At 45.6% G+C, this 12,779-nt stretch carries 8 protein-coding genes; 5 read left to right on the top strand and 3 right to left on the bottom strand.

Translation table 11 applies throughout. The annotated features are described in order from the left end of the window. Window positions 1-445: 445 nt before the first annotated feature. Complete coding sequence (locus ACJJI1_RS04250) at window positions 446-3,235, top strand: Ig-like domain-containing protein (protein WP_444958637.1); 2,790 nt, start codon at window positions 446-448, stop codon at window positions 3,233-3,235. A 323-nt stretch (window positions 3,236-3,558) separates the two neighbouring features. Here the strand turns inward: ACJJI1_RS04250 and ACJJI1_RS04245 are convergent, their stop codons facing one another. After that, window positions 3,559-4,683 (bottom strand): alkene reductase, encoded by a 1,125-nt coding sequence (locus ACJJI1_RS04245; RefSeq protein ID WP_444958636.1) that lies wholly within the window; start codon window positions 4,681-4,683, stop codon window positions 3,559-3,561. A gap of 146 nt (window positions 4,684-4,829) precedes the next feature. Here ACJJI1_RS04245 and ACJJI1_RS04240 point away from each other — a divergent pair, with 146 nt between their 5' ends. Continuing rightward, a complete protein-coding gene (locus tag ACJJI1_RS04240) occupies window positions 4,830-5,753 on the top strand; it encodes a LysR family transcriptional regulator (protein WP_444958635.1) in 924 nt (307 codons plus the stop codon). 116 nt (window positions 5,754-5,869) lie between these two features. Here the strand turns inward: ACJJI1_RS04240 and ACJJI1_RS04235 are convergent, their stop codons facing one another. Then, on the bottom strand, window positions 5,870-8,035 hold the full coding sequence (locus ACJJI1_RS04235; protein WP_444958634.1) for a winged helix-turn-helix domain-containing protein: 2,166 nt from the start codon (window positions 8,033-8,035) through the stop codon (window positions 5,870-5,872). Window positions 8,036-8,255: 220 nt separating this feature from the next. On the opposite strand from ACJJI1_RS04235, the gene ACJJI1_RS04230 reads away from it, so the two are divergent. Next, window positions 8,256-9,107 carry an alpha/beta hydrolase gene (locus ACJJI1_RS04230; RefSeq protein WP_444958633.1) on the top strand — a complete coding sequence of 284 codons (852 nt, stop codon included), beginning with the start codon at window positions 8,256-8,258 and terminating at the stop codon, window positions 9,105-9,107. 282 nt (window positions 9,108-9,389) lie between these two features. Next, the gene (locus ACJJI1_RS04225) at window positions 9,390-10,394 is read left to right on the top strand and encodes a serine hydrolase domain-containing protein (RefSeq protein WP_444958632.1); all 1,005 of its coding nucleotides are present in this window, start codon (window positions 9,390-9,392) and stop codon (window positions 10,392-10,394) included. A gap of 140 nt (window positions 10,395-10,534) precedes the next feature. Here the strand turns inward: ACJJI1_RS04225 and csrA are convergent, their stop codons facing one another. After that, a complete protein-coding gene (gene csrA, locus ACJJI1_RS04220) occupies window positions 10,535-10,744 on the bottom strand; it encodes a carbon storage regulator CsrA (RefSeq protein WP_282931298.1) in 210 nt (69 codons plus the stop codon). Between the two features lie 729 nt (window positions 10,745-11,473). On the opposite strand from csrA, the gene ltrA reads away from it, so the two are divergent. Next, window positions 11,474-12,772 carry a group II intron reverse transcriptase/maturase gene (ltrA, locus tag ACJJI1_RS04215; RefSeq protein ID WP_282931929.1) on the top strand — a complete coding sequence of 433 codons (1,299 nt, stop codon included), beginning with the start codon at window positions 11,474-11,476 and terminating at the stop codon, window positions 12,770-12,772. The last annotated feature ends 7 nt before the right edge of the window (window positions 12,773-12,779 follow it).

Below are 12,779 nucleotides of genomic sequence, written 5' to 3'. Positions count from 1 at the left end.
TTCGTACTAGAAACTGGTTTGTAAGTGGTTCTAAGTGTTTTTTCTATAATTAGTATTATGGAATGCTTCCTAGCTATATTGAACTTATTGTCTTCTGCTCAAATTTCGACACTCGTGCGTCCTATAGGAGTTTCTGAGTCAAAGGTTTCTGATCTGTCTAGTTATTGGGTTTCTAGTCTTTTCTTTAATAATCTTGGAGAGACCCAAAAAGGTTATTTCAATCAAGTCAGTGATAAAAAAGATCAGAAGAAATTGCTACTTAACCTCTAGGATCACTTTGTTCAAAGGTCTATACAGTGAATGCCCGGTCATTAACCTAGTTGGTACGATTTATGTGTAAAATCTATAAATATCCTTAATTTTTCCATAATTTTCTTTGCTAAAGTTGCGCCCCATAAAAGTACAACAAAAAATTTTTGTTAAAAGTTCTTGGGGAGTTCATTTAATGGGTAGCTTTAAAAAAGTTCTGTGCTTCAGCTCTATCATTGCTATTTCCGCTTGTGGAGGTGGAGGCGGCGGTGGCAGTTCGAATGAAGGTGGTTCGGGTGGTGGTTCAACTAATAGCGCTCCTGAGTTTGTCTCTGCAAGTGAAGTCACTACTGAGGAAAATAGTACCGGTACTTTGCTTACACTATCCGCTAGTGATGCCAATGGGGACAGCATTAGTTACAACACTATTGGCGGCGAAGACCAGTCCCGATTTCTGATAGATAACGGTAACCAGTTGCGCTTTGGATTTGCTCCAGACTTCGAGAATCCTGCCGACGCAGATGGAGATAATATCTACCAGGTGACAATCGAGGCTAGCGATGGCAACGGAGGTCAGATGAGCCAGGAAATTGTGGTAACAGTTACTAATGTCAACGATGGCGCTCCCGAGTTTTCATCTGCAACAGAAGTTACAGTCGAAGAAGATGTAAGCGGGGTTTTTTACACCGCTATGGCTCAGGACCCAGATGGAGATGAGGTCACATTTTCATTGAGCGACGATGCTGATACTGCATTGTTTTCTATTGATTCTGCTAGCGGTGAACTTAGCTTTAACACTGCTCCAGATTTTGAGTCTCCTGCAGATAGTGACAAAGATAATTATTATCAGCTATCAATCAGCGCTGCTGATAGTGAAGGAGTCGACAACCAGCTTACGCTACAAGTGTCTGTGACTGATCTAGTTATACCTTCCCCTCGTATGGTTTTCCCCACTGCGGGTGCCAATATGGGAGGGAAGCTTTCCAGCCTCGCTCTTACTACCAGGGTCTTAGACCTGGAAAGTGGCGAAAATACTACCGAGCAATTGTCTAGCATCACGATTGATAGTCAGTCACCAATTATGGATGCAACGTCCTCGTCAATTTGGTATCTCGATAGCACGGTTGATAAAGGTCGCGACTCCTATATTCTTTCAGCCCAGTTCGTCTCAGGCGAAACGGTTCAAAGTTTTCACTCTGTCAAGAATGAACTTTTAATCCATTGGCCAGTGGGGGTGTCCTACGACAATTTATATGGAAGTCGGTATTTCGCTGATACCGGCTTGAACATGATATTTGAGATAGATTTTACATCTACGCGCCGGGAAATTTCTGGGCCATCGGTTGGGTCCGGTCCATCTCTGAATCCAATCGATATGGTACAAAAATTCCCCACGGTGCGCGCCAATCCAGCTGATGACTACTTTGTCGTATTGAATAGGGACGGGAGTATCTACTCTGTACAACGGACAACCGGTAACCGTACACAATTGTCCACATGGGTTCCGGCAGATCTCACTTCATTGGCATTGACTGGCTATGGAGGTATTGCTTACGCCACAAGAGCACAGGGATCGTATGGAGAAATTATTGAATTTGACCTGCTGAATGGAGGTTACTCTGTGATATCCAGTTCTAATTCATCGTCCCCGATTGGCGCTGGCGCTGACATGATTTATCCAAAGGGTATTGCGCTAGATGAGCCAAATGGGCAGCTTTACGTAGGTGACGACAGCACAGATTCTATACTTAGAATAGATATTGCAAGCGGTGATAGAACAACAATAAGTGGTAATGGTATCGGCAGCGGCGAACCCGTATCGCAACCAGAGGGTTTAATCGTCGATGTTGATAGTGGCAAGATTTATGTTACCAATGGCCAAGTTCAGAATATCCTGCAAGTGGACATATCAACCGGTGATCGCACAGTTGTCACTGACTGGACTAAGGGGGAAGGATTGCGGCTTGTAAATCCCCAGTCAATTAGTCAAGGGGTCAGTAGCGATAGCCTTCTGGTGTCCGGAATTCTCTTCGACCCGGTGATCATGTCTGTCGATATCAATACGGGAGATCGTACAGAAATTTCCTCCAATCATGTTGGTACGGGCCCCAGCTATGTTTGGAACCATATAAGCTATAACCGTAAGACTGACCGGTTACTGACTGTTGTTGTAGATAGTTCCATAGCGGCGGAAATAGATTTACAAAACGGCAACCGCACCATCGCGGCTGAATTTATTCCGCCCGCTTCAGCTCGTATTCGACCGTCTGCGATTGTTCCGGATGACTCAGGTCAATATGCATATATATTCGATGAGAGCAACGATGAATTAATTAAGCTTGATTTGGAAAGTGGTGAATTCGAGAGTATCTCTGCGCCTGGTATTGGTGAAGGCCCTGCGTTCTCCGGTGGCGTAGAAGCCATGGAGTTGGATGCCACTAACAATCACATGGTTTTGCTACAGGATACAGGGTTAGTAAGCGTAGATCTTGATAGTGGCGATAGGGAAGTTATCTCTGATAATAATACCGGCATAGGGCCCTCCTTTGACTCCGCCAACGGCTTAGCTTTGGATCTCACTAATAACCGTGCGTTTGTTAGCGATTACGGGACTGGTGGTATCTGGCAAGTGGAACTGACTACCGGTGAAATAAGCACTTTTGTTTCGTCTGTGAATGGCGGCACCGCAGATATGGACCCTCATGATGTGGTTTTGGATACAATTGGTAACCGTCTTTTAGTAGGTACCCGCAGCGGAAATTTAGTAGCCATTGATATGGACGACTTTTCACAGTCAATTCTATCTAGTGGTAAGGGTTGTGATAGCGACTGCCGTGGTGACGGAATTGAAGTGGAGAGCCTCTCCTCCATGGCTATTGACACAGAAGGCCGCCGTCTCTTTGCCTACGATGGTGGCTCGAATGGCGTGCAAGGAGTTGTTGTTATTGACTTGCGTTCTGGCCAACGCGCACTGGCTTCCAAATAGGAGTCTACCGGGTCCCAAATAAAGGGGGCCCGGTATCTTTATATCGAATTACGAGGCTTGTATAGCAGGTGCTGGAACTACGAGATGATTCTGGATCGGTATTGGAGGCCCTGCTTGAATGGCAAGTCCTTTAAAAACGGCAATAAATAATTCTACAGTAGCTCAATAAAAGAAGCCCCAGAAAATAGAATTCTCTGAGGCTATCTATTTCTAATCAATAAGCGCTTATGCCTTTTGAATAGCGCTGATAGACTTTAGAAATATTTATAGAAATGCCACTTACAGCTAGCAATTCATAATGAACAAGTCCAGCCTACACCAGATCACGGCTGGTAGAGGGGGTAGTCCGTATACCCCACTTCGGTGCCGCCATACATAGTGTTTGGATCAACCTGATTGAGTGGCCATTCATTGCGAATACGCGTGGGAAGATCCGGGTTGGCAATAAAAGGTCGGCCAAAGCCAAAGATATCTCCATGACCTGCGTCAAGCACCCGCAAAGCTTTTTCGGGGGAATACTTTCCTGCATACATGATGCTTCCGCCAAAGATTTCACGTACTTCTCGATAGAAATTCTCAGGTAAATCCGGTGCGTTATCCCAATCCGCCTCGGCCAGTGACAGATAGGCAATTCCAGCTTCATTTAGCAGCTTAATAGCTTCGATATAGGTCTTGTGGGGGTCACTCTCTACCAGCCCAAGGTAGACTCTGTCCTCATCGGTACTTTCAAATAGCGGAGCAAAACGAACACCCAGTCGATCGCTACCGACTTCCCTTGATACCGCTGCGACAATTTCTTTAAGAAAACGCAGACGGTTTTCCAGGCTACCACCATACTCATCGTCGCGATGATTGGTATGTTCTGAAATAAACTGGTTCACCAGATAGCCGTTAGCACAGTGCAACTCAACGCCGTCGAAGCCTGCTTCCATAGCATTGCGTGCAGTTTGAGCATACATCTGGACCAGTTCTTTAACTTCTTCTGTTGTCAGCGCGCGGGGTTCACTGGGGTCCGCCAATGCGCCGGCCCCAGGCCCCGTTTCGATAAATACCTTAACTGCATCTGCGCGGATAGCTGATGGCGCAACGGGCGCTGCATTGCCAGGCTGTAGTGAAGTGTGAGATACACGTCCAACATGCCATAGCTGGGCAAAGATAATACCGCCTTGATCGTGCACGGCTTTGGTCACTTTTTTCCAGCCTTCGATCTGTTCCTTTGAATAGATTCCAGGTGTCCAAGCGTAGCCTTGGCCCCTGGGTTCGATTTGTGTGCCCTCTGTAACCATAAACCCAGCACCAGCACGCTGTGAGTAATAGTTAGCCATCAAGTCATTGGCAATATTGCCAGGCTGGCTACTGCGTGATCGGGTCAGTGGCGGTAGAACAATACGGTTTTTTAGGGTGTAAGGGCCGAGGTTGATCTCACTGAATAGTGACTCGTTTTTCATAATGACCTTCCTGTTAAAAACTGACTGCAGTGAGTGTTTGAAAAGACACAAGTAAAAAGCAGCGGTGATAAGGGCAACTGAATAGCCCCAGCGAGTTTTGGCTGTGCCTTGTGATGGTGGGAATACTAGAGGTGCAAGGATACAATTTGAAACAACTACTCTTTGTCTTGGTTACAAATATGAATGGTATAAGCCGCTTGGACCTAAAACAGCTACGTATACTGGAAGCACTGCTTCAAGAGAGAAATCTATCCCGGGTAGCTGAAAAGGTGGGGTTAACCCAGCAAGCGATAAGCGAACAGTTGCGTAAGCTGAGAGAAGTGTTTGATGACCGGCTGTTTATCCGGCAAGGCAACGGTATGGTGCCTACCCCTGTTGCTGAGCAGCTGGGAGGCAGGATCAGCAGTATTTTGAAGGATGTAGAGTCACTGCTAACTCCAATAGCGTTTGATCCGGCAACTTATAAAGGGATTTTTAGTATTAGTGCCACGGATTACGCGATTCAATCGGTGCTGCCACAGCTATTAGAGGTTGTCCGTAAATCTGCCCCGGAACTTAAAGTAATCGTCAGGGACTTTGAAACAGATAATCTCAATCAGTTAATGGTGGCTGGTGAGATCGACTTAGCGCTCACCTTTCCTGATTTCATTCCGGATGACCTACCATACAAATTGCTATTTGAGGAGCAGCATGTCTGTGTCGCGGGAAAAAAATCTTCACTGAAGGGTAAGTCATTAACGTTGGCAGACGTGGCCGAGCTTCCGCAATTGATCATTTCACCATCACGGGCAAACCTCAAAGGATCACACGATGAGTGGTTTGCGATGCAGGGGCTAAAACGCAATATTGTTATGTCGATACCCAGCTTCTCTGCTGCCCCAGATATAATTGCAGCTACAAACACAATTGCGTTCTACCCCTCAAGACTACTACCCAATAAAAAAGTTATTCCTCTTAAGTTGGACACGCAAACACCAAAATTTGAAGTTATAGCAGCATGGCATAGTCGATCTAACCACAGCCAGCTTCATATGTGGATGGTTGAACAGCTTATGAAACTTTTTAAGTAGCCATGCAATTTAGTTGATAGAAAAAAAGAGTGATATCTTGAATTAAATCGCGGTTGGGAAGTAAGATGGTTTATAGCGAACCATCTTATTTTTTAAAACTAAAATAGGCTATATTTCTATTCCCGTAAGAATAACTCTGCCACTTCCTTTTTGGCGGCAACAACATAGGTAATCATAAGGTTTTCCTGATTAATATCGGTCAGGTAATCGATATCCCTATGCACTTCCCTCAAGATAGAAAAGTCACCAGTGCTGAGATCGTATGACCACAGCTGATCATCTCGATTGATTGAGTAAATCACATTCTCTTTGAGCACAAACCTTTTCTCACTACCCTGATGAACCAGCTCTTCGATTAGTTGATCTTCCGCTGGGCCGGGTTGCCAGAAGCGGTTCATATGATCCATATAGATCAGCCGGCCATCTTCGCTTCGTTGGGCCCAGTTAACTTGGGTATCGTTGATAATGCTAACTTCAAGATTATCCAAGTTTACTTCTGCAAACTTTGTAACGCCTTTAACTGTTAAAGTTAATAGTGCGAGGTTACTCACACTATCCCACTGGAATAGCCGGTCAACTGGATGGACTAGTGAGAAGGCTTCTCTGTTACCGTTCAGGGAGATTTTAGTCAGTATCTGATTGGCACTCGCCAGTATGCTTTGGCCGTCGGCAGACCAGTTAATGCCGTAGATATTGGTATCCATTGGAAACTGGCTGACTTGCCGTAAATCGCTGCCATCAGTTATCCACACCTGATCTTCACCAGAGCGCCTGGATGTAAATGCAATCAAGTTGCCATTGGGTTGGAAAATGCCATCATCTTCTCCCAAAATCGACCGTGTTGTGCTTGGGTAGAGTTCGCTTACATCTTCGTCCGAAGGTGTATCGATTGACTCAGGTTGGTTAAGCGGTATTGATGCAATGTCACTATCGTATCGGCCCTTAATCAGAAGTGCCCTCTGCCCATTTGGGTGGAATTCCGGCGAGCTGGCAGACTGATCCAGGGGTAAATCAAGCTTACTGACCTTTCCATCATAAGTGAGAGAGAAGAGTCGCCGCCCTGTGCTAAAGATTAACTCATCTGTAAGCGGCGAAAAGTTAGGGGATATGGTCCTGCGCTGGGGGATTTCATCCGGATAGTCTATCGGGTGGCTGGATAAAAGCGCCCCCTTGGAATCCAGCATATCTATATAAAGCTGGCCATCTTGATGATGACTGGTTACGGCTATTAACCCTTCACTTATTGAGTAATCAAAATAGGCCAGGTTTCCATTCTCCAGGTCATAAAGAACCCGACTGGCATTATCCTTGACTGAATAGTTGATCAACCGCCAACGGTCAGTCTCTTTGTGCAAAATAGCGAGATCATTATTATTTAGCCATACCGGGTTCTTAATCGCGGAATTTCTACAGCGCATTAAAACATTTGGCTGCTGTGGGCTCACTAGTGCTTTTTGGAAATCCAGGCTTACCAGGTTGTAACAGGTATTCTGGGTTAGCGGTATGGTGCAGTCTTCTTCAGAAATAAATACCAGCTTTTTGCCATCCGGTGATAATGTATGGCGGCCATAAGTACCCCATTCTGGGGTTAACTCTGTTTCCTTCTGTGTATGAATATTTCTGGCCCAGATTTTATTAACGCAGAGCTTATCTAAGTAACGATTAAATATAATATATTCACCGTCAGGCGAATAAGAGGGGCTAAACTCTTTACGGTCAGTTGCAGTTACCGCCTGTAATCGATCAAATACAAGCTGAGAGCTTTGCTCGGGCGGAGAGTGTTTAAATATAACAAATACTAATAATACCAACCCGACAAGTGCAAAGATTGGAAATCGATTTGGTTTGATCGTCTGGGCTTGGTGGTTTGGATTAACCGGTGTTATATCTATTTCATGCTCAGGGGGAGTAGGGGAGGGAGCTTCCTCTTCCGGTGCTGTCTTACCCTGTGGAATAGAATCACCATCTTGCCAAACAATATCGCACTCCAGGCTATAACCCTGTTTCGCATGGGTCCTAATATAAGACTGCTGCTTCCGATCTTCCCCAAAGGCTTTTCTAAGTTGCGCAATACTTCTTTGCAGCGTATTGGGTGTGACTATTGTATCCGGCCAGACCTCAGACAGTAGCTCATCCTGGCTCACCACTTTTCGCTGATGTCTTGCCAAGTGGGTTAAGACAGCAAGGGCTTTAGGGGGGACAGTTTGCGAGTGCTCATGTCGGGTGATCTGGTTTCTGGATAAATCAACAAAGAAGTCACCCACCCAATATTGTGAAGTCATTGATGTATCTACCTGAACAAAATATGAGCTAAATTTTGGCAATGGATACTAGCATAAACCCTGATTACAGCTAAAGCAGACTTTGTAACTTGTTGATAAATAAGCACTTTATAGCAACAGAACAAAGTCATTCAAAAGTCAGGGGCACTTCAGGTGTTTCATAGGCTCCTTGTTTAGATTGAACGCTTCTCCGATCACATGTAACGGTATAAATACTGATATGAAAAAGCGTTTACTAGTCGCCTTTCTCCTGTTGCTACCTATCGCTGCCCTTGAAGCCGGTGAGCATAAAGCCCTGGAGTTATCCACAATCCAAGTGATACCCATTCAGGACTCCAGCAATAACAGGGAATACGAGCTGTATATCAAGCTGCCTGAGAAATATAAGGAGAGTGACACCAAAAAGCATCCGGTTATTTATTATACAGATGCTTTGTGGGCGGTTGAAATACTGTCGGCCACCACAGAGTATGCACTGGAAGATGCAATTTTGGTGGGCATTGGCTGGCGGAAAGGTATGCCAGCTGATGAAAATGAATGGTCGAGTCGATATCGGGACTTTAAACCAACACTACCCTCAGATAATAAAGCTAACGATAAAGAATCCTTTAAAGGAGAGGCCCATCAGCATCTCGCCTTTATCAGAAATGACGTTATAAAGTATATCGAAAGCAATTACCGCGCGAATCCAGATAATCGGACATATTTCGGTTACTCATTTGGTGGTCTCTTTGGAGTCTATGCCTTAATAAGCCAACCGGATACTTTTCAGAACTACATTATCGGTAGCCCATCAAGATTGATCGGCACTTATATGGATTCTCGTCTTGAACTAGAGCCTAACAAACCATTGATAGAACTACCAAAACAAACCAATGTATTTATTGCCTACGGCGCTTTAGAAAAGGAGCTGGGTGCGACGGTAGAAAGGTTTGTTAGTGAGTTAAAGAGCCAAAAGCTGGCTAACTTATCCATAGAACCGGTGGTTATTGAATCGGCTAATCACACAACGGCGTTTCCAAAGACTTCAATACGCAGTATTTATTGGCTTGCGGATAAAGTGAAACACTAATCAATAGTATATCGAGCCATATTAATAAACCGTTAAAAATTAAATATAGGATATAAAATGCTTATCAAGAAGCTAATCACAATCGGGCTAACGTACGGGATATGTACTACTGTAAGCGCAGGAGACCTCCAGGCACCAGAAGTCAATATGGCCGACTATAGTAGCGACCTCACAGGCCTGGAGAGATCAATACCAAAGCTTAAAACAGCATTTATTGATACAGCCCCAGCGGATAGAAAAGACGGTATTCCTGTTGGTGAAATCGATACCATCAAGGAGAGCTTGGAAAAACTGGCACGGGAAATAGCAGACAACCAACACACACCCTACGATAGCCTACTAATTGCTCAAAATAACAAACTGGTATTTGAATCCTACTATTCCCTTGGTCGTGTTAATTTTCCGCACCCACAAGCCTCTGCCAGCAAGGCCTATACAGCCCTGGCGATTGGGCGGGCGATACAGTTGGGCTATTTAACCATGGAAGACTTAGATAAGCCCGTCACTTCCCTCCTGAAAGGGCTGGATAGGACGAAGCTTGTTAAAGGCGCAGATCTTGTGACATTGAACCATGCCATGAGTATGCAATCTGGAATTCGTATTGATGAAAAAAAACGGGATGCCTTACTGGAAAATCCAGAGCATTTGACAGGAAAAAAGCTGGCCCAAATCTATTTAAGCCATAGCAAACCGATAACCTCAGAATCGCAAACCTACTTATACCAAGGCTCAGACCCAATGATCGCAATGTTGGTGCTGGATGCTGTTGTTCCCGGTTCCGCGAGCGACTTTATTAAAGAAGAGCTGCTAGAGAAGATGGAGATCGACAACTACCACTGGAAGGAAGCGGTCAGCGGCGTGCCCCAGGCAGGGTCAAGGGCCATGATGACATCGCGCAGTATGGTTAAGTGGGGCACTTTGGTACTTAATAAGGGAAAATGGAACGGCCACCAGTTAATCCCTGAAGCGTTTATTGCTAAGGCCACCGGAAAAGTAGCTGTTCCCACAGATGATGAGTTTGACTATACCAATTTTTCATACGGCTACTTCTTCTGGCGAACGCCCCTGAAGGTTGGCGACAAAAAATATATCGCGAAGTTTGGCTGGGGCGGTGGTGGCCAGTATGTAATGACTATTGAAGACCTTGATTTAGTGATTGCGATCACGGGCCACAGAGATGATGACAAAACTCTGGGCTTGATAGAACAACGTATTTTGCCGGCTTTTGTATCTTCTGCATTAAGTGGTACAGCTGGCCAAATTGTTACATTAATTGACCTTGCCTAAGCACTGTTAAAGTTTTCTGTCCAGCATTTAGGGCCTCTGGAATAAGGAAGCCCTAAATGCTGGACAGATTTTTCGATTACACAAGGGTTGCGGTAGTTATCGTTTTTGAAGTAGTAGGACCAAAGCAGGATTGTTAGGGCTCACTCTACTGGAAAAATTTGCTTTTTATCCCCATTGTCTTGCCTCTGTTGTCTTTTGATTCTCCTATAAATTTCTTCGCGGTGAACCGCCAAGGTCTTGGGGGCGATTATGCCTACCCGCACCTGATTACCTTTAACTTCTAATATTGTGATTGAGACGTTTTCCCCAATCCTGAGGTTCTCGCCAGTACGGCGGTTTAAAATCAACATATTGGTTTCCTAATGAGACGCAAAGCATTGGCAAACCTCCCGCAAGGGGAAGGCCAGGAAAGTAATATCGGTTGCAGGTATTAGGAGGGGCGCGAGAACGGTAGGCGTAAAAGAAGAAAAGGCGGGCGCTAGACTCCCAGTGCTTGGGGAATCGCCTCAGGTTACTGAATTTGCAACCTTTTATTGAAGACGAGTGGGTTTCTAGCGTACCATTCATGGAGCCAGTGCGTCCTGAGTATTTTTTTATTTTTTATTTTTATAAATAAAAAAAATACGTGCTATCCAGGAGATGGAGGTCGGCCCTCCGTTATCGCTTTGCAGGAAGTGATAACAAACCCCCTCAAGGTGATCGGAGTAAAGAGCTTTGGTTAGAAGCGCTTGAGGAAAAGGCGTACGAGATACGTCAGGTATGTTGTGTAGAGACGAATGCAAATGAACCACTGATGAGGTGTCGAAAGCGTATTACCAAGATGATGTCAAAACCCGTGCACTGGCTAAGTGCGGGGATAAGCTTGGAGGTTACCTGTTTACCGACCGAGTGGCATCCGGCATAGAGGTGGCGTGAACACACAACAGGCTTTTGGGTGGAACAGGAGAACCTGTCGTCCAGGTGTTAAGGAAGAGCGTCAAGTAGAGGCCCTGCAAGACGTTGAGTACCAAGACTGGTCACAGGGGCGGAACAACCCGTAGTAGTGGAGAAGCGGCTGTAATGGACGTGGAGCGAAGGGGTTGTCGTATTCGGCGACTAACCGTGTAATCAACCCAGATGGGGAGGAATTAACGATTAGCGCAAAGCCATTCAATATTCCCAAGCGAGCGGTTTGGGAAGCGTGGAAGCAGATCAAGGCCAATGGCGGCGGAGCGGGGATTGATGAGATAACGATAGAGCAATATGAATCGAATCTCGCCAAAAACCTGTACAAGCTATGGAATCGGATGTCATCTGGCAGCTATTTTCCATCAGCCGTCAAACGAGTGGATATTCCGAAACTCGATGGCAGCCTGCGACCACTGGGTATCCCCACAATCGAAGATCGCATTGCGCAAATGGTGGCTAAGCAACTGCTGGAGCCAGAATTGGAGAAGGTATTTCACCCTGACTCCTACGGCTATCGGCCAGGCAAATCTGCTATAGACGCAGTGCGCCGAGCTCGACAACGATGCTGGGATAGAATCTGGGTAGTTGATTTAGATATCAAGGGTTTCTTTGACAATATTAATCACGAACTCCTGCTGAAGGCATTAGATAAACATAATAATCATCAGTGGGTCAGACTCTATGTACAGCGCTGGTTAACGGCTCCAGTACAACATCGGGACGGACAGCTTGAAGAGCGAACACAAGGTACTCCACAAGGGGGTGTAATCAGCCCTCTACTGGCAAACTTGTTTTTGCACTACGCGCTGGACGCCTGGATGGTGAGAACGCACAGAGATATTCCTTTTGAGCGTTACGCGGATGATGCTGTTTACCATTGTCGTAATCCTCGAGAGGCGGATCGCTTACTGGCGGCTCTAAAAGCACGCTTGACTACCTGCGGGCTTGAGGCTCATCCAGAGAAAACGCGCAAGGTCTATTGCAAGAACAGTAATCGTAAAGACTCCCACCCAGTGATCCACTTTGACTTTCTGGGCTTTCGATTTGGTCCCAGAAAAGCAAGGAATCGCCAAGGACAGATCTTCACCGCATTTAGTCCTTCAATGAGCCCTAAGGCCTTCAAGAGGATTAAGGATAAGGTCAGGCAATGGCGAGTAATAAACTGGGTGGATCGATCACTATCTGAAATGGCAAAAGTACTTAATCCCGCAATACAGGGTTGGCTGAACTACTATGGTCACTTTGGGCGGAGATATGGTGTTTATCGACTTCAGAAGTATCTTGACCAAACACTGATGCGTTGGGCCAGGAAGAAGTTTAAGCATCTGAAGCGAAGCTGTTTCAAGAGTTGGGCCTTTATTGGAAAAGTTCGTCAACAAATGCGCGGCTTGTTTGCACACTGGAGAATGGGAAGATTGAAAATGTGCTGAATACGAA

The organism is Microbulbifer maximicatervae (SeqCode) (assembly GCF_052467065.1).
Note: the sequence above shows the minus strand (reverse complement) of the source record. Positions and strands in the feature narration are given on the sequence as shown.

What these genes read in the sequence shown, in the direction of transcription:
- ACJJI1_RS04250 (WP_444958637.1), top strand. Translation starts at nt 446, where the DNA reads ATGGGTAGCTTTAAAAAAGTTCTGTGCTTCAGCTCTATCATTGCTATT.
- ACJJI1_RS04245 (WP_444958636.1), bottom strand. Translation starts at nt 4,683, where the DNA reads ATGAAAAACGAGTCACTATTCAGTGAGATCAACCTCGGCCCTTACACC.
- ACJJI1_RS04235 (WP_444958634.1), bottom strand. Translation starts at nt 8,035, where the DNA reads ATGACTTCACAATATTGGGTGGGTGACTTCTTTGTTGATTTATCCAGA.
- ACJJI1_RS04230 (WP_444958633.1), top strand. Translation starts at nt 8,256, where the DNA reads ATGAAAAAGCGTTTACTAGTCGCCTTTCTCCTGTTGCTACCTATCGCT.
- csrA (WP_282931298.1), bottom strand. Translation starts at nt 10,744, where the DNA reads ATGTTGATTTTAAACCGCCGTACTGGCGAGAACCTCAGGATTGGGGAA.